The organism is Massilia sp. MS-15, from assembly GCF_020176695.1.
GTDB lineage: Bacteria > Pseudomonadota > Gammaproteobacteria > Burkholderiales > Burkholderiaceae_D > Telluria > Telluria hydrophila.
In genome coordinates, this window is sequence record NZ_JAIWIA010000018.1 from 102,980 (window position 1) to 124,743 (window position 21,764).

The following is a 21,764-nucleotide window of genomic DNA, read 5'->3' on the forward strand; positions in this document are numbered from 1 at the left end:
CATAGTGGACCAGGATAACAATACCGAACCCCGCATCGAGCCCGCGCCGGGCAGGCAGGCGGGCCCGCAGCGTCCTCAGCCCGGGCAGGACCAGCGCCCCGGCCAGCGTGGCCGCGCCATGTTCGAGGATGCCCGGGCCCGGGCCAGGTCCGGCTACGCCATGGCGCAGGCACGCCTGCGCGACCGGCCGCGCGCCGAGCAGGCGCTCTTGATCGGACTGTGGACCCTGGCCGCCGGCCTGATGGCCTTCTTCCTGTACCTGGTGATCCTGATCCCGCTCACCCCCGGCATCGACGACCTGCGCCAGGCCAGTACAGCGCGTCCCAGCGTGATCCTCTCGAGCGACGGCAAGGAACTCGGCACCTTCGAGAAGGGCCTGCAGGAACGGATCAAGCTGTCGCAGATCTCACCGCACGTGATCAAGGCCCTGATCTCGACCGAGGACCACCGCTTCTACGACCATCACGGCGTGGACTTCCGGCGCGTGGCCGGCGCGCTGCTGGCCACCCTGAAGGGCGATGCACAGGGCGGCTCGACCATCACGCAGCAGCTGGCGCGCAACATGTTCCCCGACGAGATCGGCCGCGCGCGCAGCATCAACCGCAAGATGAAGGAACTGATCACGGCGATCAAGATCGAGAACACCTACAGCAAGACCGAGATCCTGGAAGCCTACCTGAACACGGTGCCTTTCCTGTACAACGCCTACGGCATCGAGATGGCCGCGCGCACCTATTTCGGCAAGCCGGCGGCCAAGCTCGATGTGCTGGAGTCGGCCACCCTGGTCGGCATGCTCAAGGGCACCCATTACTACAATCCGGTGGCCAATCCGGAACGCTCGAAGACGCGCCGCAACGTGGTGCTGTCGCAGATGGCCAAGCACGGCGCCTTTAGCGAAGCGCGCTATCGCCAGCTGGCCAAACGGCCGCTGCGGGTGCGCTTCGCGCGCCAGAACGACCGCAGCGGCCGCGACGACCACTTCACCGCCTACGTGCGCAAGTGGCTGCTCGACTGGGCCGAGGAAAACGACTACGACCTCCAGCTCGACGGCCTGGTGGTGCACACCACACTCGATTCGGAACTGCAGGCGGCGGCGGAGCGCGCGGTGGAGCGCCAGGCGAATACCCTGCAGGCGATCGCCGACGTCGAATGGGCGCAGTCCGGGATGCCGCGCTCGACCTCGGCCGGCATGTACACGGCCATGCGCAGCGAGGTGAATCCCTTCGCCTACTACTGGAGCACGCACGCGCGCGAACTCGACGCCTTCGTGCGCGAGAGCGGCGAGTACCGGCGCGCGGTGGAGGACGGCGAAGCCCCGGCCGCGGCGCTCACGCGCCTGAAGGCCGACCGCGCATTCCTGCGCGAGCTGAAGGCCGCCAAGTCGCGCCTGGAGGCCGGCTTCGTCGCCATGGACCCGCACAGCGGCGAAGTACGGGCCTGGGTCGGCAGCCGCAGCTTCGAGCGCGACCAGTTCGACCACGTGGTCCAGGCCGCGCGCCAGCCGGGTTCGACCTTCAAGCCGGTCGTGTATGCCGCCGCGCTGGAAGCCGGCATCCCGCCCGAGCAGACCTACCGCGACGTGGTGCAGGACATCCGGGTCGGCGGCACGGTGTGGCGCCCGACCGACATGTCGGGCAGCAGCGGCGGCCTGATGACGATGCGCGACGGCCTGGTGTTCTCGAAGAACACCATTACCGCCCAGGTGATGCAGCAGGTCGGCGTTTCGCCGATCGTGCGCCTGGCCCAGGGCATGGGGATCCGCCAGAGCAAGCTGGAGGCCGTGCCCTCGCTGGCCCTGGGCACCAGTCCGGTGACCCTGCTGGAAATGGTCAGCACCTACAGCACCATCGCCGCCCAGGGCGAATACCGCAAGCCGGTGTTCGTGCGCCGGATTACCGACCGCGAAGGCAAGACGGTTGCCGATTTCGCCCCGGAGGCGCCGCAGCAGGTCCTGTCGCAGAATGCGGCGCTGGCCCTGGTGGACATGCTGCGCGGGGTGGTCAACCGCGGCACCGGCGGCGGGGTGCGCTACCGCTTCGGCATCCGCGGCGACGTGGCGGGCAAGACCGGCACCACCCAGAACAACACCGACGGCTGGTTCATCCTGATGCACCCGAACCTGGTGGCCGGGGCCTGGGTGGGCTTCAACGACAACCGCGTACGCATGCGCAGCAGCTACTGGGGGCAGGGCGGCCACAACGCGCTGCTGCTGGTGGGCGACTTCATGCGCGCCGCCCTCGACAGCGGGCGGATCGACGAGGAGGCCCTGCTGCCGGGCGGCCGCACGGCGCCGCCGCCGCGCCCGGCCGAGGAGCTGGAAGACATCGAGGAAGGCCCGGGCGAACTCGAGATCGAAGGCACAGTGCCGTTCGAGGGCGAGGTGGCCGATCCGGAACCGATCGAGGACGAGCCGGCGCCACCGCCCCAGCTGTCGCCGCCGCCGGCTCCGGTGCCGGCCCAGCCGGTTCCGGTACAGCCGGTACCGCTGCCCGAGATCGCCCCGCCGCCGACCAGCGTCGAGGGCGCCGAGCGCGAGGCGGAGATCATCATCTAGCGCGCCGCCCGGCTGCGCCCCGCGTCGCCTGGCTTGGGCGGCCCGGACCGCAGCAGCGGATACGGGTTGAGCGCGCCGTTCACACCGTACACGCCGTAGTGCAGATGGGGCGGGGTAGTGCGGGCATTGCCGGTATTGCCGACGTAGCCCAGCACGCGCCCCTGCTCGACCCGCATGCCGGGCGCCACGTCCGAGAAGCGGTCGAGGTGCGCGTAGTAGTGGCGCTGGCCGCCCGGCCCCAGCATCCACACCACCTGGCCGCCGAGGCGGTTGGTCCCGACCCGCAGCACGATGCCTTCGGTGCTGGCACGCACCGCCGTGCCGCGCGCGGCGAAGATATCGATGCCTTCATGGCGCCGTCCGCCGCCGCGGGCGGCGTGCCAGGTATCGCGCAGGGCGGCCGGCCGCAGCCCGGCGACCGGCATGGCCAGCGCGGACGGGGCCGGCATCGCGGCCAGGCGCATGGCATAGCCGGCCTGGCGCAGCCACGGGCCAAGCAGTCCCCATGCCAGCAGCAGGAGGACGGCAAGCAGCAGGCTACGCAGGAAGCTTCGCATGGCGGGGTGCGGGTTCGTGTCCGATCCCTCCCAGGTTGGGACGGGAGCGTGGAATAACAGGGTGCCCTGGCTGCGCCGGCGCAGCCAGCGGCGGCGTCAGTCAGCGCCGAGCGCCGCGGTGCTGGCGCGCACCGCGCCGCCGGGAGCGCCACCCGGTCGCAGCGGGAAGGCCAGGGTAAAGGTGCAGCCCTGCCCCTGGCCCGGGCTGTGCACCGAGACCCGCCCGCCATGCAGGGCGCTGAGCTCCTTGACCAGGGCCAGGCCCAAGCCCAGGCCGCCCTGGGCGCGGTCGATGCTGGTCGGTCCCTGTACCAGGACGTCGAAGATCACCGGCAGCAGTTCGGGCGCCAGCCCGACCCCGCTGTCGCAGACGTCGACCACCACCTCGCGCCCGTCCTCGCTGTGGCGGCAGCGCACCGCGATGCTGCCGCCGGCCGGGGTGTACTTGATGGCGTTATGCAGCAGGTTGTCGACGATCTGCTCGAGGCGGGTGCGGTCGCCGTCGACCCAGGCCGGCACCAGCGCGATGTCCCACCGGTGGCTGCCGGCATCGACCAGGCGCTTGGCTTCGACACAGCCGCGCAGCACCTCGGCCAGGTCGACCGGTGCATGCTGCAGCACGATCTTGCCGGACAGGATACGCTGCACGTCGAGCAGGTCGTCGACGATGCGGGTCAGGTGGCGCAACTGGCGCCGGCTGATCTCGCGCGCGTTGGCGGCCAGCTCCGGACGCAGGTTCGGCATGTCGAGCACGCTCATCGCGCCCGAGATCGCGGCCAGCGGGTTGCGCAGTTCGTGGCCCAGCATGGCCAGGAAGCCATCCTTGGCCTCGCTCTGGGCCTCGGCCATGCGGCGCGCGCGCTGCTCGCTCACCAGCAGCTGCTCGCGTTCGTTCTGCAGGGCCTGGCGCGCCGCGCTCTCGCGCGACAGGGCCTGGCTGGTGTAGTGCAGGCCGTCGAGCAGGGCATCGACTTCGTCGACCTTGGTCAGGCGTGGCCTGGCGATGGCGCCGCGCGCCAGCGAATTGGCGACGCTGCCTGCCTGCTGCAGCGCGGCGGTCAGCTTGTTGCCGAGGAAGACAGCGATCAGGAGCGCGAAACCCATCAGCACGATCAGCGCCAGGGTCGCGTACAGGGCCGCGGTGCGCGCCGCCGACTCGATCTCGGCGACCGGCACCCCGATCACGATGGTCCAGCCGGTGGCCGCCGAGCGCGTATACACGCCGTAGACCTCGGCGCCCTCGTGGCTGACGTGGCGCAGCACGCCGCTTCCGGCGTACAGCGCGGCGGTGCGCATCTCGGGGTGCATCGGTTTGCCGGCGACATCGGCGCCCTTGCGGTTGCGCGCGATGGTATTGCCGCGCGAATCGAAGATCCCGACCTGCCAGCCGGGTTCCAGTCCATTGTTGCTGAACAAACGCTCGAAGTAGCGGGTGTCGAATACCTGGCTGATCACGTAGCGCGGCACCAGGCCGGGCGGCGTCGGCACGTCGACCGAGACCACGGGGCGCTTCGAGGTCGCGCCGATGAAGTAGCCGGACACGCGCGTCTTTCCGCTGCGCAAGACCTCGGGGACGAAGGCCCGGCCGCTGCCCTGCAGCGCGGTGCCAAAGGGCTTCAGCGTATTGAAGACCGGCTGGAACTGGCTGTCGACCATGATGGTCCAGGACAGCGGATCGTTCTCGTTCAGGCGCGCCGCCAGCCGGTAGACCCGGGCCAGGTTGCCGCTCGCCAGGCTTTCGGAATTGGCCATGGTGCGCAGCAAGGCTTCCTTGACGGCGATCTCACGGTCGACCAGCAGCGCGGTGGCGCGCGCGGTTTCCTGGACCCGCTGGATGCGCGACTCGCGTTCCCAGTCGATCAGCATGGACACCCCGATCCAGAACGCGAGTGCGACCGGAATCAGGATGGCCGCTGCCATCAGGAACAGGTAGGTGCGGGTTTTCATGCTGCTGGCGCTCGCCCGGCGGTTCGGGCGGGCTTCATGTCGGATGTGCCCGCCAGCTTAACAGAAGCGTTTTGCTACTGGAAATGTTTTCTGTCCCGACTGGCCGTTTGCGCCCGCGGCGACACCCCGGGGCAGGCGGCCGCCCCGGGAGTACTGCGCCTCTCAGTGGTTCACGAAGCGCGTCCGGCGCGCATCCGGCACCTGCTCGTTGGCGGCCGCTCCATCGGCCGTCCCGGCTTCGCGCAGGCTGCCCTGCATCAGGACCTGCTGCGGGCGAGGCGCCGCCGAAATGCCGTGATCGGCAAACATCTGCAGGATGTCGAGGTTGATCGCCTGCTGGGTATCCATGTACAGGTCGTAGTTGGCGTCGAGCATGGTATAGACGATCTCGTACTCGATCCAGTTCTGGTCCACGGTCTTCAGGTGGGCACGGTCGAAGCGCAGCTGCGCATGCTTGCCGATCAGCGCGCGCAGCAGTTCAGGTACCTTGCCCGCCAGCGCCGGCGGCGTCTCGGGGCTGGCGCGCAGCGGGAACACGATGCGGCGCGTACTCATGCGCTTGTAGTTGAAGACCGTCTGGCGCAGCAGTTCCGCGTTCGCGACCACGATCTGCTCGCCGCTCAGCGCGCGCAGGCGGGTCGTCTTCAGGCCCACATGCTCCACCGTGCCGGAGAACTTGTCGACCGCAACGAAGTCGCCGACTTCGAAGGGCTTGTCGACGGCGATCGACATCGAGGCGAACAGGTCGCCCAGAATGTTCTGCACCGCGAGCGCGATGGCCACGCCGCCGATCCCGAGGCTGGCGATGAAGGTGGTGACGTTGATCCCGAGGTTGGACAGCATCGCCAGCAGGAACACCACCCAGACCGTGGTCTGCAGCAGCCAGATCACCACTGTGTGGGCGACCGTCACCTGCTGGTCGGTACGCCGGGCGTGCGTCGTGAAGTAGCGGCGCGCGCCGATCTTCACGGCGCGGTGGAGGAACATCGCGATCTGGATGCCGAGCGTGAAGAACCACAGGTGCGACAGGCGGGTGTTCCACGGCTCGGGCAGTTCGAGCACGGACAGACCGATCAGGATCGCGGTGGCGAAGATGGCGAGGGTGCCGGTGCGCGCCAGGGTCTTGCGCAGCACCTGGGCGATGGTGCGGTGCTGCCGCTCCTCGCTCAGGCGGCCGAGGCGGCGCCGGAACAGGACCAGGGCGCCATGCATCAGGATGTAGCTGAGCACGGCGGCGCCGATGGCGAACAGGGCATTGGGCAGGCTGATCTGCAGCGAAGAAAAGAAATGGTGGATATTGTTCAAACCGGACTCCTTTCGGTTGGCGCCAGCGCCGGCATCGGCCAGCGGCTGGCACGCCGGAACGCCAGGGCATGCGGCGGCCGGCCCGGGCGGGGCCTCGCATCGTGGCCAGGGAATGGGTACAAGGCGCCAGGCGCCAGGCGGCGGACGGCGGACAGTCTGGGCTGGGCCGGGCACCGTCGCGCTGCGCCGCCGCGCTTGTGCCGGCGCGCGCGCCCGGACGTGCATTCTGGCGCGCCCCGCATCGCGCCGCCGCGGTCTATCCGGTATGCGATGGCCCGGGCGGCGTTTCAGGATGTTACTGGCGTTTCAGGTGTGCGCGCACGGCTTCGGCGCTGGGACCGACCTGCTGCACGGCGCGTTCCAGCTCCTCCTTGGTGACGCCCAGGGCCTCGGTCCAGTGGCGCACCTCCCAGTCTTCGTGCACATTGATGCGGGCGCGGTCCTGCGGACCGTTGTTCTTCAGATTGTCGGACATGATGCTCTCCTTCGTGAACGATGCTTGCCTCCAGAATGCCAGCCAGGACCGGCGCGTTCCGTACGCTGTTTCACCGTACGCGACCGGTTTGTCCACGAATCGACCCGGCCGGCCGTGCCAGCGCCGCCGTTTTGAGGTAGGCTTGCAGCATTGCCAGCTCCGGCATTCGATGGAGGAAACCCGCATGTCCGCACCCTATGAAACCGCCCAGCCCGAACGCAGCGCCGTCGACGCCATGCCGGGCACCGTGATGCTCGATTTCGGCGCCAACTGGTGCGGCTATTGCCGCGCCGCCGAACCGCTGATCGATGAGGCGCTTGCCGGCAGCCAGGGCGTACGGCACGTGAAGGTGGAGGATGGTCCCGGCCGGCCGCTGGGGCGCTCGTTCCGGATCAAGCTGTGGCCGACCGTCGTCGTGCTGCGCGACGGCCAGGAAGTGGCGCGCGTGGTGCGCCCGGTGTCGAGCGACGAGTTGCGCGTGGCACTGGCCCAGGCCGGTGCCGCATGAGCGCAGGGGCAGCGACCGTCCCCGCCAACAAGCCGCGCACCGTCCTGTTCGCGAGCCTGATCGGCACCACCATCGAGTTCTACGACTTCTACATCTATGCCACCGCCGCGGTGCTGGTGTTCCCGCGGCTGTTCTTCCCGGCCGCCGATCCGGCCGCCGCCACCTTGCAGTCGCTGGCCACCTTCGCCATCGCCTTCTTCGCCCGTCCGGTCGGCTCGGCCGTGTTCGGCCATTTCGGCGACCGCATCGGGCGCAAGGCGACCCTGGTGGCAGCCCTGCTGACCATGGGCATCTCTACCGTATTGATCGGGCTGCTGCCGACCTATGCCGCGATCGGCACCGCCGCGCCCCTGCTACTGGCGCTGTGCCGCTTCGGACAGGGCCTGGGCCTCGGGGGGGAGTGGGGCGGGGCGGTACTGCTTGCCACCGAGAACGCGCCGCCGGGCAAGCGTGCCTGGTACGGCATGTTCCCGCAGCTGGGCGCGCCGATCGGCTTCTTCCTGTCCGGCGGCACCTTCCTGCTGCTGGGCCAGCTGATGCCGGACGAGGAATTCTTCCGCTACGGATGGCGCATTCCCTTCCTGGCCAGTGCGCTGCTGGTGCTGGTCGGCCTGTACGTGCGGCTGAAGATCACCGAGACCCCGGATTTCCAGAAGGTGCTCGACCGCAACGAACGGGTCAAGGTACCGGTGCTGGCCGTGCTGCAGGACCACCGGCGCGCGCTGGTGCTCGGCACCCTGGTCGCGCTCGCGACCTTTGTCGTGTTCTACCTCATGACGGTGTTCGCCCTGAGCTGGGGCACGACCAGGCTCGGCTTCTCGCGCCAGCAGTTCCTGCTGCTGCAACTGCTTGCCGTGGTGTTTTTCGGCCTCACCATCCCGCCCTCGGCGCTGCTGGCCGACCGCTACGGCAGGCGCATGGCGATGATCCTGGTGAGCGCCGCCATCGCCCTGTTCGGCCTGCTGTTCGGCCCGCTGTTCGGCGCCGGCACGCTGCTGGCCGTGAGCGGTTTCATGGTGCTCGGCATGTGCCTGGTCGGGTTTACCTACGGGCCGCTGGGAACGCTGCTGGCCGAACTGTTCCCGCCGGAGGTGCGCTATACGGGCGCCTCGCTCACCTTCAACTTGGCCGGCATCCTGGGCGCCTCGCTGGCTCCGTATGCCGCCACCTGGCTGGCAACGAACCATGGCCTCGCTTTCGTCGGCTATTACCTGAGCACGGCTGCGTTGCTGAGCCTGTTCGCTTTGCTCGCGATTGGCCGCGGGAGAGCGCAGCGGCCCATCAACACTGCCGCGTCCTGAGGGCTTTACCACTGTAAATATTGCTTGCCAACATGCATATGTCTGCACCAAAATGTATTGACGGTCAATACGGGTGCAACATATGCAACAGGCAGGTATCGAAGGAATCGGCGTCCTGGAACGGGATGCGCAGCTGGCCGATGCGCGCGGCGACACCCGCCGTGCCGGCCAGTTATGGGAAAGCGTGCTGGCACGCATCCCGCACCATGCGCGCGCCTTGCGTTCGCTTTCGCACCACGCCTTCCAGGCCGGCGACCTGGCGCGCGCCCGGGCATTGCTGGAGCGCCTGGTGGCGGCCGATGGACGCGACATCCAGCAGTGGCTGAACCTGTCCGTGGTCTGCCTGGCGATGCGCGACGAGGCGGCCGAGGAGGACGCGCTGCGCGGCGCGCTCACGGTCGATCCGTACGACCTGGTGGCGCTGGTGCTGCGCAGCCGGCTCTACATCCGCCAGGGCCGGCGCCAGGAAGCGGCCGGCGCCTGCGCCGCGGTGGCCGCGGTCGCGCCGCCGCTGCACACGCTGGCTCCCGACCTGCAACCCGCCGTGCGTGAAGCGCTGGCCTGGCACCATGACTACCAGCAGGCCTTCGGCGGCTTCATGGACGAGTTCCTGGCGCCGCGCGTGCGCGAACTGCAGGGCGAACTGGGCAGCGAAGCGGCGCGCCGTTTCCACGACTCGCTCGACGTGATGCTCGGGCGCAAGCGGCGCTACGACCCGCAGCCGCAGCTATTCCACTACCAGGGCCTGGCGCCGCTGAGTTTTTTCGAGCGCGCCGATTTCCCCTGGCTCGATGCATTCGAGGCCGCCACCGATGCAATCCGCGCCGAATTCCTTGCCGTCCAGGGGCAGCAGGAAGGCTTCACGCCCTACATCAACTATGGACGGGACCAGCCGCTGGCCCAGTGGGCGGGACTGAACGGCTCGCTCGACTGGAGCGCCTTCCGCCTGATCGACAATGGCGCGCCGGTGGCGGACAACGCGTCGCGCTGCCCGCGTACCATGGAGCTGCTGGCCCAGGCCCCGCAGCCGGAACAGCCGGGACGAACGCCCAGCGCGATGTTCTCGGTACTCAAGCCGCGCACCCGCATTCCGCCGCACACCGGCGTCAGCAATGTGCGCCTGGTCACCCACCTACCGCTGATCGTCCCCCCCGGCTGTGGGTTCCGGGTCGGCAATGACACGCGCGAATGGGAAACAGGCAAGGCCTGGGTGTTCGACGACACCATCGAGCACGAGGCGTGGAACGACAGCGGGCAGGTGCGGGTCGTGCTGATCTTCGACATCTGGCATCCGCAGCTGTCGCAGGCCGAACGCAGCCTGATCTCGGCGATGAGCGCCGGGATGAACGCGTTTACCCGCAGCGCCGGCGGCTACGACCTCTAGCGCGGGGGGGCGGCGGCAGGACAGTCAGAACGAATAGACCATCGTCAGCGAGGTCTGCGTGTCCGTGTTCTTCTTGCCAGCCGGCACGCTGCTATCGCTGCGGGCGCTGAAGCCGGCTTTCATCTGCATCGTCGAGTTGATCTTGGTACTGAGCGAGGTCTCGGCCACCGAGTGGGTGTTCGAGGTACCCTTTTCCACGCTGACGGTCTGGGCGAAATAGGCCGAGGGACTGACGCGCCAGCGGAACTGGGCCGCGCCGCGCACCGTCAGGCCGTTCTCGTCTTCGCCGGTGGCGCGCTCGCCCGCGAAATAGCCGGGACCGATCTCGACATCGAGGGTCTTGTTCGCCGAGTCGTACCAGCGCGAACCATGGCCGATCGCGAGCGACGAATAGCGGGTGTAAGCGCCGAAGCGGTCATTCACGTGGGAGCCGAGGATGAAGGCGCGCTTGCCTTCGCCGAGCAGCTTGAGGGACGCCTTGGCCGAGGCGGCGAAGCGTTCCGCCGACTTGCTGCGCGCGAGCCGGCCATCGTCGTCCTCGTATTCGTCTTCCTTGAAGAAGCCACTGACGATGAATTCATGGCTCCAGTTGGCAGTCTCGTGGCGGGCGTCGACCTTGCCGGTGATCGACGTGCCGGTGGTGTTGCCCGAGGTCGCGATCGCACCCACTTCCGCCGAGGTGAACCAGCCGCCTTCGGGAATCTCGGGCAGGTCCATCCTGATCGGACCGTGGACATCGCCGACAGGCGGCAGGTCCGGCCCAGCCAGGACCGGACCGGAGAGGGCGCACAGCAGCAGCGCCGGCGCATGTGCCAGGAAGCGTAAGGATTTCATAAGCATCGTGTTGCCGACAGATGCCAGACATTGTAACGTACAGCCTGCCAGATTCGGACAAAAAGATGCTTTTCGACACATTCGGTCCGACGGCGGCGCAGCCTGGCGCGTACCTGTCAGCTTGCCGTGCTAGGTTCCCACGTAGACAATCTTAAACGTGAACAGCGCCGCGATCACCCACACCACCGGCGCCACTTCGCGCGCGCGCCCGGTCAGGAGCTTGAGGACCGCATAGGTGATGAAACCGAAGGCGATGCCTTCCGCGATCGAGAAGGTAAAGGGCATCACCAGTGCGGTGACGGCTGCCGGGATGCTCTCGGTGGAATCGCCCCATTCGACTTCGCCAAGGTCGGACAGCATCAGGCAGGCCACGAACAGCAGGGCCGGCGCAGTGGCATAGGCCGGCACCACGCCGGCCAGCGGGGCGATGAACAGGCAGGCCAGGAACAGCACCGCCACCGTCAGCGCGGTCAGGCCGGTGCGCCCCCCGGCCTGCACGCCGGAAGCACTTTCCAGGTAGGCGGTGGTGCTCGAGGTGCCCAGCACGCTGCCGGCCACGATGGCGCCGCTGTCGGCCAGCAGGGCCTTGTTCAGGCGGTCCATCTTGCCTTCGACCAGCAGGCCGGCGCGGCGCGCCACGCCCATCAGGGTGCCGGTGGCGTCGAACAGCTCGACCAGGAAGAACACCAGCACCACGTTCAGGATGCCGACCGAGAGCGCGCCCGGGATGTCGAGCTTGAACAGCGTCGGCGAGATCGATGGCGGCAGCGAGAAGATGCCCTGGTAGGTGTTCCCGCCGAAGAAGAAGGACAGCACCGTGACCAGCACGATGCCGATCAGGATCGCGCCCTTTACCCGCAGGCGGTCGAGCGCGACGATGGCGAAGAAGCCGACGATGGCCATGATCGCCGGCGGCTGGTGCAGGTTGCCGGCCTTGACCAGGGTGGCCTCGCTGGCCACCACGATGCCGGCGTTCTTCAGCGCGATCAGCGCCAGGAACATGCCGAGGCCGACCGTGATGGCGACCCGCATCGATTTCGGGATGCCGTTGACGATCATGCCGCGCAGGCCCAGCAGCGAGACGAGGATGAACAGGCAGCCGGAGATGAACACCGCGCCCAGCGCCGCCGGCCAGGCCACGCCCATGCCCAGCACCACCGCGTAGGCGAAATAGGCGTTCAGGCCCATGCCCGGCGCCATCGCGATCGGGTAGTTGGCATACAGGCCCATCACCGCCGTGCCCAGTGCCGCCACCAGGCAGGTGGCGACGAACACCGATTCCTTGGGCATGCCGGCGTCGCCCAGGATGGAAGGGTTGACGAAGATGATGTACACCATCGTCAGGAAGGTGGTCAGGCCGGCCAGCAGTTCGGTACGCACGTCGGTGCCGCTGAGGGTAAGCTTGAAGAATCGGTCGAGCATCGTGGGCTCCATGGTTGCGCAGGCTGAAGCATAACATTGCGGCGTGCCCGGGTGCGCATCGGCATGCCAATGCGCTAACATGGGGCCTCCACCAACCACGATCGATGCACATGCCGAAGAACAAGCGTCCGCTGCCCCGTACCTCCAACAATCCGCGCGAGCCCGACCATGCCGCGCTGGCCCAGGAACTGGCCGAGCTCGCCCTGGCCATCGCCGAGCGCGAGGACGCGCCCGGCTTCGGCTCGGCCCCGGAGCGCGAGGAAGAGTTGCTGGCGGCGGTGCGCAAGCTGCTGCGCAAGAAGCGTGACGAAGCCCTGTACGAGGCGATCGAGCTGGCGCGCTACACCGATCCCGAAGCCTGCCGCCTGCTGCGCGGCCGCATCGAGGAAGAGGCGGCCAACCTGCGCCTGCGCCGCGAGGACAGTAAGGGCGGGGGCGAGGGCGGCGCCGTCGAATACGAGATCGACGCCTTCCTGATCCCGCTGTTCGTGCGCAGCACCGGCGGCCTGCGCGCCGAGGATGGCTTCCAGGACCCGCAAGCGTTCGAGGCGCTGGCCAACAGCTTCCTGCTGGCTGGCCTGGAAAGCGCGGGCGCCAGGCTGGTGCTGGTCCAGCACGCCTATGACCTGGCCGAGATCGACCACGTGTCCTACTCGACCCTGCAGGAAATGCTGCGCGAGGCCGCCGCCTCGCTGCTGGAAAAGAAGCTGCAGCCGGCACCCACCATCGAGGCCAGCATCCGTGGCTGGACCGGCGAACGCTTCGCGCCCGACGAGTCGGCGCTCGAGCTGCGCTTCCTGCTCGGGTTCTCGCTCAAGCGCGCCGACGATCCGTTCTATGCGGTGCCGGCCGACGAAGCCGGCGCTGACGACTGGTACGCCGGGCGCGAGGCGCGCTACCGGGCCTGGACCGCGGATGCGGCGCCGCTGGTGCGGCGCCTGCTGGCGCGCGAACCTGACGCGCTGCGCGTCGATTTCCTCTACCAGGACCTGTTCTTCGGCGCCAAGGAGCAGGGCGTGGCCGAACTGGGGACGCTGGGCGTCCTGTCCGAGGTGGCGCGTACGCTCGCCGCCAAGGAGCTCGAGGCCGACCAGGTACGCGCGGCCGTTGCGCCGCTCGACGGGGGTGAGCACATCGTCCTGCGCGTTAACCTGTACGCGCTCGACGGCGGCAATCCCTGGGGCAGTGTCGAGATCCCGGTGGACCTGGCCGCCGACCTGGGCGCCGAGGTCGACAACCTGTGCGATGCGCTGCTCTCGCTCGGACTGGAAGGCGTGTCGGTGGCGACCGGTTTCAGCGAGGACGGCCATCCGGAAGGCGCCGAACCCTACCAGCCCGGTTAAGTCCCCCGCTAGGTCCCGGCGGCGGATCCGCCATTGGCTGCCTTCCTACCGACCTGACAGGCACCTGCCACGCCCCCGGCTCGGGCAACGCCTCCTCCGTCCCGAATGAAGAGCCGCGTTCCCGCGACGCGGATGGACCCGGGACGCGGCGGATTCCCGATGGCGCACGGTAAAAAACAGGATGACTTTTCGTAGTTAATTTTCTTGTAAAAATGTAGGACCAAACCTACATAAACGTGTCCTCACGACAAGTTCTCCTATGAGAAGGCCCATAACATAGCGATCAAATATTTCTTTTGTCGAAATGTTGTGGTGCGCAAACGAAAATATTGGAAAATTTGCATGTTACGATTTCGGGGTCCGACGTGCGCGATCGCGCAGTCGGGGACTGGCGAGAGAGAGAGAAACTGCCAGGCTTTGCCAACAAAATAGAACGCCATGAAGGCGAAAGGAACTGAAGATGCCGACCTTGATCGTGTTTTGCCACCTGCGCTGGGATTTCGTCTTCCAGCGCCCGCAGCACCTGATGACCCGTCTGGCGGAACACTACGATATCCTGTTTGTCGAGGAACCGGTGTACAGCGAAGGGCAGGCTTACCTGAAGAAGACGGCGGTCGCGCCGAACATCACGGTGTGCCAGCCGCATACCGCGATCCACGCACCAGGATTCCACGACGACCAGATTCCCACCCTGCAGACCCTGCTGGCCGACCTCGTGCCCGAAGGCGTGCAGCCTGTGGTCTGGTTCTACACCCCGATGGCGCTGCCGCTGCTGCAGGGCCTGCATCCGTCGAAGATCGTCTATGACTGCATGGACGAACTGGCTATGTTCAAGAATGCGCCGAAACAGCTGCTGCAGCGCGAAAGCGCCCTGCTGAACATGGCCGACGTGGTCTTCACCGGCGGCCCGAGCCTGTACCAGTCCAAGCGCGACCGCCATGCGAACGCGCACTGCTTCTCCAGCAGCGTCGACGCCAGGCATTTCCGCCAGGCCCAGGACTGCGCGATCTCTCACCCCGACCAGGCCGCCATCCCGCATCCGCGCCTTGGCTTCTATGGCGTGATCGACGAGCGCCTGGACGTCGAACTGGTGTCGAAAATGGCCGACGCCCACCCGGAATGGCAGATCGTGATGGTCGGCCCGGTGGTCAAGATCGACCCGGCCACGCTGCCGAAGCAGCCGAACGTGCACTACATGGGCCAGCGCAGCTACGACCAGTTGCCGCAGTTCCTGGCCGGCTGGGACGTCTGCCTGCTGCCGTTCGCCATGAACGACTCCACCAAGTTCATCTCGCCAACCAAGGTGCTCGAGTACATGGCGGCCGAGCTGCCGGTAGTGTCGACCCCGATCACCGACGTCAAGGTTCCCTACGGCGACGTGGTGGCGGTCGCCGAGACCCCGGAACAGTTCATCGCGGCCTGCGAGCGCCAGCTTGCATTGGGCGCAGGCGAACGCCAGGCGATGGCCAAGCGCATGCGCGAAGTGGTTGCCGGCACCTCGTGGGACCTGACTGCGGTCCGCATGCACGAACTGATCGAAAGCGCCGTGCCGGGCCGCCATGCGCGCCTGCCGGCCGTGCAGGATGCCGTGCGTGCGGACGTGCGTCCGGTCGTCGCCACGCCGGCGCCGGTCGCAAAGTCGGCCTGACAGCGTAAGCGGCCAGCGCCGGCGCTGCCGGCACTGGCTGGCGACGGCACGGCGGCGGTCCTTCGGGATCCGCCGCCGTGTTTTCTTGCGTCTTCGTCGACATCGGCATCGTGGTCCCGTGCCGCACTCAGTGCCTGACATGACTGCCCGCCGGCGATGCGCGAGACCATCAGGCGCCAGCTGTCAGGCATTACCAGGAAGATGCTGCCCAGGTACGCCCCGATCGCAACCTGGAACACCAGATAGGTGCGGCCAGGCTTCTTGAGCACCTGCTCGTCGATCCGGGTCACGGTGCGGCGCGACAGGCAGCTCCTGGTTCGAGCGCGCGTGCGGGCCAGCGCCAGTACTCATGCTAGTGCGAGTCGGAGTTCGAGTCCGAGTCCGGCGCCCGCCCGGTCTCGAGCGCGGCCTCGATGGCGGCGATCGAGGCCGGCTTGGTCAGGTGGGCGTCGAAGCCGGCGCGCGCGCTGCGCGCGCGGTCGGCCTCGCCGCCCCAGCCGGTCAGCGCCACCAGGCGCACCCCCGCATGCTGAGGCGTGCGCCGCACCGCCTCCGCCACTTCGTAGCCCGACATGCCGGGCATGCCAAGGTCGAGGAAGACGACCTCGGGCCGGAAGCCCGCCATCATGCGCAAGGCCTGGTGGCCATCGTTGGCGACCAGCGCCTCGTGGCCCAGCTGGACCAGCAGGGCCGACAGCGTCTCGGCGGCATCGCGGTTGTCGTCCACCACCATCACCCGCCTGGCCAGGCGCTGCGCCGTGGCACTGGGATCGGCGTGGGGACTGGTATTGGCAGCCGCGTCGGCGCCAGCGTCGCTGCCCGCCTCCGGGGCGCTGGCCAGCGGCAAGCGCACCGTGAAGACGCAGCCGGCATTGGTGCCGTCGCTGGCCGCCGTCACGCTGCCTCCATGCAGTTCCACCAGGCTGCGCACCAGCGACAGGCCGATGCCGAGACCGCCCGCCGCATGGCGCCGGCCTTCGCCGATCTGGGTGAACATGGTGAACACGTCCTCCAGGCGCTCGGGGGCGATGCCGATGCCATTGTCGGACACCGCGATCACGGCGTGCCGGCCATCGCGCTCGGCCGCCAGCACGATGCTGCCGCCGCGCGGCGTGTAGCGCGCCGCGTTGTTGAGCAGGTTGGAGACCACCTGGGTCAGGCGCGTGGGGTCGGCATCGAGCATCAGCGTTTCCTGCGGCATGCGCAGGTCCAGGTGGTGGCGCGCACCCTCGAGCAGCGGCGTGCTGGTCTCGACCGCCGCCGCCAGCACGGTGGCCAGGTCGATCCGCTCGCGTTTCAGGGCGACCTGGCCGCGCGTGATGCGCGCCACGTCCAGCAAGTCGTCCACCAGGTGCACCAGGTGGCCGAGCTGGCGTTCCATGATATCGTGGATGCGCTCGATGGCCGCCCGGTCGCCGCCGTCGCGCCGGATGAACTGCAGGCCGCTGCGCAGCGGCGCCAGCGGATTACGCAGCTCGTGGGCGAGAGTAGCCAGGAACTCGGTCTTGATGCGGTTCGCTTCCTCCAGATCGGCCGCCATCGCGCGCAGCGCCTGCTCGCCGCCGCGGCGTTCGGTGATGTCGTTGAATACCACCGCCACCCGGTGCTGTTCGGGCGGTCCGATGCGCGCCGCATACACGTCGAACCAGCGTCCCAGCGAGCGTGCCTCGTTAATCTGCCGCACCGCCGTGCCGGTGGCCGCCACGCGCCCGTACAGCTCGATCCAGTGCGCTTCCAGGTGCGGTGCCAGCTGGCGGATGGTGCGTCCTACCGGGTTGGCCAGGCCGGTATGCTTGGAGAAGGCGGGATTCGCTTCGAGAATGCGGTAGTCGCAAGGCTGGCCGGCGTGGTCGTAGACCATCTCGATGACGCATACGCCTTCGTCGATCGAGTCGAACAGGGTACGGTAGCGCTCCTCGCTCAGGCGCAGCTGCTGCTCGGCCTTGAACTGGCGCGACGCGTCGATGATCACGCCGCGCATGCGCGGGGCGCCGTCTTCTCTGCTGAACACCACGTTGCCGCGCCCGATCACCCAGCGCCAGCCGCCTTCGCGGCGGCGCACCCGGAAGGTGGCGTCGTAGGGCGTGCCCTGCGCCAGCGCGCTGTCCAGCTGGACCCGTACCTTGGCCAGGTCGTCGGGATGGATGGCGCCGAAATACAGGTCGGCCGGCGCGCACGCGCGCAGCGCCTCGGGAATCCCGAACAGCTCGCCCATGCGCGCGTCGCCGGCGACCTGGTCGGCCGCGACGTTCCAGGTCCAGACCGCCAGTTCGGCCGCCGCGATCACCGATTCGAGGCGCGCGCGGGCATCGATCAGGGCCGTTTCCGCGCGGCGCTGTTCGGCCGCAGCCTGGAACGCATCGAGGTAGAAACGCAGCTTGGCACGCAGGATTGCCGGCGACAGCGGTTCGGCCAGCACCGCGATGGCACCTGCTTCGTACAGCGGATCGGACGGGAAGGGCGGCTCGGCCGGCACCCCGAGCGCGACTACCGGGGTATGGGTCGAACGGCGCGTGGCGCGCAACTGGCGGATGGTGGCGCCGAGGGCCTGCGCATCGCCGGCGTAGCCGACCAGCACCAGGGCGAAATCGCGGTGCCGGACCTGATCGAGGGCAGCCGCGGCCGAGCGCGCATGCACCACCGCGGCGCCGACCTCGGCAGCCACCTGCACCAGCACCGGATCCGGGGCCGGATGCGCGCACACGTACAGCACGCTGGCCTGCTCCGGCGCCGTCACGGCTTGCCCCTTCGGAGCGATGTGTTGCGCTTGCGCAAATCTGTTCTCATGGTCGCGTCAATCTACGATCAGGATGCCTTCCTGTCAACGCCCTTCGCTGGTGGCGCCAGCGCTTGCGCCGCCGCCAGCCGATTGCCGCTAGTATGTGCCGCATCGCGGGCCCGCTGCGGGTCCTGGCAGGACACGGACAAAGGAGCAGAGATGGAGCAGGAACATGCAGTGGGCCAGGAGAGCCAGTTTGAGGTGGCGGAAATCATGCGCGGCCTGTACGGCGATGGCATCATCGCCTGCCGCGCCGCCTTCGCGCCGGCCTTGATCGCGGAGCTGCGCGCCGACATCGACCAGCTGTTCGCGCAAGCGCTCGCGGTCGAGGGCGGCGCGCTCAACCGCGGGCCGAACCGCTATTACGTCGAGGTGCACCCGGAGCGGCTGCGGTCCTTCGTGGCGATCGCCAGCCACCCCTGGGTGCGGGCCGTCTGCAGCGCCGTGCTGGGGCCGGAGTACCGGATTGTCGAGGTTGGCTTCGACGTGCCGGGACCGGGCGCGATGCACCAGCCCTGGCACCGCGACTTCGCCGCGCCGCCCGAAACGGTGCGCGGCAGGCGCCTCAGTTCGCTCGCGTTCAACATCACGACCGTGGATGTCACCGAGGACATGGGGCCGTTCGAGATTGCGCCGGGCACCCAATGGGACCTGTTCGAGGGCGACCCGATGTTCCCGGACCAGTCGCTGTGGCCGCGCTACGAGGCCCTGGCCCAGCGCAAGCTGCCGAAGGTCGGCGATATCTCGGCGCGCTCGGCCCTGACCATCCATCGCGGTACCGCCAACCGCTCAGCGCTGTCGCGGCCGGTGCTGGTACTGGGAGCGGACGCGCCGGATGCGACCAATGCGATCAAGCACGACCTGCAGCTGTCGCGTGCCTTCTACGATAGCCTGCCCCATGCGCTGCGCCGGCACCTGGCATGCCGCGTGGTGAAACAGCTCGAGCCGATTCGCCAGGCGCACACGATCGAGGGCCTGAAGACGGGCGTCGCGATGGGGGGAGCGATGGGCGGGTAGCGATGCCGGCAGGGCCGGCAAGCGGGCCGCCGCCCGCGGCCCGGGCGCGCCCCGGGGACGATCGAGTCGACTATTCCTTGTCCGGCGCGCCCTGCGATGGCACCGGCGTCCTGAGCGCGTCGGGCAGCGCGCCGCCGATCCCGTCCTCGGGCACCTGGCCGACCCGCCGCGCTTCGTCCGAGTGCTGGTCGAGGCTCACTTCCTCGGCGACATCGAAGCGTCCGTCCTCGGCGCCTCCCTCGCCGGGAAGCAGGTTCTCGGAACGCTGTTCCTCGCCGCCGCCGGCGACCGGGTTCGACGGCGCGGCGGCCGGGGTCTTGCCTGCTGGGCTGGATGGGGTCATGCTGTCCTCCTGTTGACGGTTTCTCATGCCAGCATTATCGCGCCCCATCCGGCGCCCGGGCGCACGCTAGCCGCGCCGACCGGAGCGCGGCAGGTTCTTTTCCACGATCGCCCACACGATCAGGCCGTAGGCCAGCACCCGGATCAGGTAATGGGTGGGCGAATCCTCGCCAGCCTCATTCAGGACCGCCGAATACACGCGGTGCAGGCCTTCGATGAAGAAGGAGGCCGAGAAATACAGGAAGAAGCGGTCTCCCGTGTTGCGCCAGAAGCGCAGGAAGAACAGGGCGATGGTGAGCGAAGCCATCGAAATCGCGCCGTACATCATCTGGATCATCGCTTCACTCTTTCTCGTAGATCAGGCCGTACAGCAGCAGCAGGCAGGCCACCAGGGCACTGATCACGCGCAGCGGCAGGAAGTCCACGTTCGGGAACACGATCTTGTCAAAGATCAGGAACAGGTTATTGAAGGTCATCACCGCAAAGCACAGGCCGCTCCAGAACAGGAGGCGGTGGCGCGTGCGCCGGTAGCTGGCAAACAGCAGCCAGGTACAGGCCAGCGAGGTCAGCATGCACAGGGTATAGATGAGTTCGCCCATTTACGGATCCTTTCGCAGGCGGAAGGCGTCGGCGAACTGCTGCGCCTTCCGGTCGAGTGTGGAATGGATGAGGTTGGTAACGTCCACCAGGTGGCGCGCATACAGGTCGGCCAGGCCATCGATGCGTTCGCGCAGGGCTGCCGAGGCCGGGGCATAGCGGTAGCGGCTCGCTGGCGCCCCCATCTCCGCCCCGGGCTCAGGGTCTCCCAGGCGGGCGGCCATGCCGGAGCGGCACAGTTCCTCCAGCAGGCCGCAGGCAGTGCGTTCGCTGGTATAGAGGCGGCGCGCCAGCATGTCGCTGCTCCACGCCTGGCCTGGGTTCGCGCGCAGCAATAGCAGCGCTTCCAGGAAGGGCACGGAGGGCACGCTCGTGAGGACGAAACGGCGCAAGTCCTCGGGAATCGGCGGACGGTTCATTCGCTTCGGGTAAGCTTTCCCAAAAGGAATCTTTTGTTGAGAAAGTCGCAAGTTTAGCTCATTCTGGGTAGAAATAGCTTCAATCGTGCGCGGGTATAGCGCGTACTCTTTGACGAATCGCAAGTGCGCTCGGCTACAATGCGCGCTAACGATGTTCGTGCTCAACCCAAAATGATCAAATTCCGCGCCGTCTTCGCCAGTCTGCTGGCAGCCTGCAGCTTGCAGGCCAGTGCCGTACTTGCCGCCAGTCCCGCGAGCGCGGCGGGTGCCGCAAACTGCCCCGCGCACTACCTGGATGGCCGGCCGCCCGAGATCCGCAACCCGAAACTGGCCACGGCCACCCGCCCGCTGTGCTTCAGCGAGTTCGGTGTCATGCATTCGGGCGTGACCCGCACCGCGCTATGGTCGGCCGAACACCTGGCCGCCAACCAGGTGGCGGCCGCCCAGGGGCTCGACCGCGACAATGCCTTCCACCCCGAGCCGCGCCTGCCGCGCGGCCAGCGCGCCGAGCTGTCCGACTACGCACGCAGCGGCTTCGACCGCGGCCACCTGGCGCCGAACGGCGACATGCCGGACCGCACGGCGCAGCGCGAAAGTTTTTCGCTGGCCAACATGGTGCCCCAGGACCGCGACCACAACCGCCACATCTGGGCGCCGATCGAAGCAGCCGTGCGCAAGATGGCCAAGAAGGAGGGCCAGCTGTACGTGATCACGGGACCGGCCTTTCTCGGCAGCAGCCTGCGCCGGGTCGGCAACGTGATCGTGCCAAGCCACCTGTACAAGGTGGTGTACAGTCCGCGCCAGAAGGCGGGTGCGGCCTGGTTTGTCGAGAACCGCAGCGATGCGCCCATCCAGGTGATCCCGGTCGCCGAGCTGGAGCGCATCCTCGGCATCGAACTGCTTCCTTCGCTGACCCAGAAGCAGAAGGAACGCATGCTGGCGCTGCCGAAGATCCGGCAGAAGAAGTCGCGTTATTGACCGCAGCACAGACAGGAGCAAGCAGATGCCAGCGAAGAAACCATTCACCCCCTTTGCCAACGAAGCCGACGTGCTGGAGATCGGCGACCTGATGCTCGAGAACCGGCTCGACCGCATCACGGTTTCCGGGGATGTCGACCTGACCGCCGACAAGGCCGGGCTCGCGCTCGCGCGCCGGCTCCACGCCCAGCTGGCCGCCGTGGTCGAGGCGCTCGAGGCGCGCGAGCTTCCCGACCGGCTGCCGCCACCCGATGTCGAGACCGTCGACAATCCCTTTTCCTGATCCTTCCCCCTGCGCGGCGAATGCCGCCGCCGCGCGCACCATTCCGGGTGTCAAGGGTGCGCATACCCCGT

General features: G+C 68.1%; 20 protein-coding genes. 9 read left to right on the forward strand and 11 right to left on the reverse strand.

The window, feature by feature from the left end; all coding sequences use genetic code 11:
* Positions 1-118 precede the first annotated feature (118 nt).
* A complete protein-coding gene (locus tag LCI23_RS08055) occupies positions 119-2,554 on the forward strand; it encodes a penicillin-binding protein 1A (protein WP_374041155.1) in 2,436 nt (811 codons plus the stop codon).
* Here LCI23_RS08055 and LCI23_RS08060 read toward each other — a convergent pair.
* The 4 genes from LCI23_RS08060 to LCI23_RS08075 all read right to left on the reverse strand — a co-directional run bounded on the left by LCI23_RS08060 (position 2,551) and on the right by LCI23_RS08075 (position 6,838).
* Positions 2,551-3,111 carry a M23 family metallopeptidase gene (locus LCI23_RS08060; protein ID WP_224945937.1) on the reverse strand — a complete coding sequence of 187 codons (561 nt, stop codon included), beginning with the start codon at positions 3,109-3,111 and terminating at the stop codon, positions 2,551-2,553. The genes LCI23_RS08055 and LCI23_RS08060 overlap by 4 nt on opposite strands.
* Positions 3,112-3,207: 96 nt before the next feature.
* Positions 3,208-5,058: a sensor histidine kinase gene (locus LCI23_RS08065; protein WP_224945938.1), complete on the reverse strand. Its 1,851-nt coding sequence runs from the start codon at positions 5,056-5,058 to the stop codon at positions 3,208-3,210.
* 162 nt (positions 5,059-5,220) lie between these two features.
* A complete protein-coding gene (locus LCI23_RS08070) occupies positions 5,221-6,363 on the reverse strand; it encodes a mechanosensitive ion channel family protein (protein WP_224945939.1) in 1,143 nt (380 codons plus the stop codon).
* 295 nt (positions 6,364-6,658) lie between these two features.
* Positions 6,659-6,838 carry a DUF3606 domain-containing protein gene (locus LCI23_RS08075; RefSeq protein WP_224945940.1) on the reverse strand — a complete coding sequence of 60 codons (180 nt, stop codon included), beginning with the start codon at positions 6,836-6,838 and terminating at the stop codon, positions 6,659-6,661.
* A 184-nt stretch (positions 6,839-7,022) separates the two neighbouring features.
* Here LCI23_RS08075 and LCI23_RS08080 point away from each other — a divergent pair, with 184 nt between their 5' ends.
* The 3 genes from LCI23_RS08080 (at position 7,023) to LCI23_RS08090 (ending at position 10,031) form a co-directional block, all read left to right on the forward strand.
* Positions 7,023-7,346, forward strand: a complete 324-nt coding sequence (locus LCI23_RS08080) for a thioredoxin family protein (RefSeq protein WP_224945941.1) — start codon at positions 7,023-7,025, stop codon at positions 7,344-7,346.
* A complete protein-coding gene (locus LCI23_RS08085; protein ID WP_224945942.1) occupies positions 7,343-8,647 on the forward strand; it encodes an MFS transporter in 1,305 nt (434 codons plus the stop codon). The genes LCI23_RS08080 and LCI23_RS08085 overlap by 4 nt, the downstream gene beginning before the upstream one ends.
* A gap of 82 nt (positions 8,648-8,729) precedes the next feature.
* Positions 8,730-10,031: an aspartyl/asparaginyl beta-hydroxylase domain-containing protein gene (locus LCI23_RS08090; RefSeq protein ID WP_224945943.1), complete on the forward strand. Its 1,302-nt coding sequence runs from the start codon at positions 8,730-8,732 to the stop codon at positions 10,029-10,031.
* A 24-nt stretch (positions 10,032-10,055) separates the two neighbouring features.
* On the opposite strand, the gene LCI23_RS08095 is transcribed toward LCI23_RS08090, so the two are convergent.
* Entirely contained in the window at positions 10,056-10,865 is an 810-nt protein-coding gene (locus LCI23_RS08095; RefSeq protein WP_224945944.1) for a YdiY family protein, read from the reverse strand.
* A 129-nt stretch (positions 10,866-10,994) separates the two neighbouring features.
* Complete coding sequence (locus tag LCI23_RS08100; RefSeq protein ID WP_224945945.1) at positions 10,995-12,287, reverse strand: NCS2 family permease; 1,293 nt, start codon at positions 12,285-12,287, stop codon at positions 10,995-10,997.
* Between the two features lie 110 nt (positions 12,288-12,397).
* On the opposite strand from LCI23_RS08100, the gene LCI23_RS08105 reads away from it, so the two are divergent.
* On the forward strand, positions 12,398-13,630 hold the full coding sequence (locus tag LCI23_RS08105; RefSeq protein ID WP_224945946.1) for a hypothetical protein: 1,233 nt from the start codon (positions 12,398-12,400) through the stop codon (positions 13,628-13,630).
* Positions 13,631-14,090: 460 nt separating this feature from the next.
* On the forward strand, positions 14,091-15,278 hold the full coding sequence (locus LCI23_RS08110) for a glycosyltransferase (protein ID WP_224945947.1): 1,188 nt from the start codon (positions 14,091-14,093) through the stop codon (positions 15,276-15,278).
* Between the two features lie 352 nt (positions 15,279-15,630).
* Here LCI23_RS08110 and LCI23_RS08115 read toward each other — a convergent pair whose 3' ends face one another.
* Positions 15,631-18,015: an ATP-binding protein gene (locus tag LCI23_RS08115; protein WP_224945948.1), complete on the reverse strand. Its 2,385-nt coding sequence runs from the start codon at positions 18,013-18,015 to the stop codon at positions 15,631-15,633.
* A 201-nt stretch (positions 18,016-18,216) separates the two neighbouring features.
* Between LCI23_RS08115 and LCI23_RS08120 the strand changes: the two genes are divergently transcribed.
* A complete protein-coding gene (locus tag LCI23_RS08120) occupies positions 18,217-19,074 on the forward strand; it encodes a phytanoyl-CoA dioxygenase family protein (protein WP_224945949.1) in 858 nt (285 codons plus the stop codon).
* 70 nt (positions 19,075-19,144) lie between these two features.
* On the opposite strand, the gene LCI23_RS08125 is transcribed toward LCI23_RS08120, so the two are convergent.
* The 4 genes from LCI23_RS08125 to LCI23_RS08140 form a co-directional block, all read right to left on the reverse strand.
* Positions 19,145-19,417 carry a hypothetical protein gene (locus tag LCI23_RS08125; RefSeq protein WP_224945950.1) on the reverse strand — a complete coding sequence of 91 codons (273 nt, stop codon included), beginning with the start codon at positions 19,415-19,417 and terminating at the stop codon, positions 19,145-19,147.
* Between the two features lie 66 nt (positions 19,418-19,483).
* Positions 19,484-19,753: a DUF5985 family protein gene (locus tag LCI23_RS08130; RefSeq protein ID WP_224945951.1), complete on the reverse strand. Its 270-nt coding sequence runs from the start codon at positions 19,751-19,753 to the stop codon at positions 19,484-19,486.
* 4 nt (positions 19,754-19,757) lie between these two features.
* Entirely contained in the window at positions 19,758-20,015 is a 258-nt protein-coding gene (locus tag LCI23_RS08135) for a DUF5985 family protein (RefSeq protein WP_224945952.1), read from the reverse strand.
* Positions 20,016-20,432: a hypothetical protein gene (locus LCI23_RS08140; protein ID WP_224945953.1), complete on the reverse strand. Its 417-nt coding sequence runs from the start codon at positions 20,430-20,432 to the stop codon at positions 20,016-20,018.
* Between the two features lie 171 nt (positions 20,433-20,603).
* On the opposite strand from LCI23_RS08140, the gene LCI23_RS08145 reads away from it, so the two are divergent.
* Both LCI23_RS08145 and LCI23_RS08150 read left to right on the forward strand, forming a co-directional pair.
* Entirely contained in the window at positions 20,604-21,410 is an 807-nt protein-coding gene (locus LCI23_RS08145) for a DNA/RNA non-specific endonuclease (RefSeq protein ID WP_224945954.1), read from the forward strand.
* A gap of 25 nt (positions 21,411-21,435) precedes the next feature.
* Positions 21,436-21,693 (forward strand): hypothetical protein, encoded by a 258-nt coding sequence (locus tag LCI23_RS08150; RefSeq protein WP_224945955.1) that lies wholly within the window; start codon positions 21,436-21,438, stop codon positions 21,691-21,693.
* The last annotated feature ends 71 nt before the right edge of the window (positions 21,694-21,764 follow it).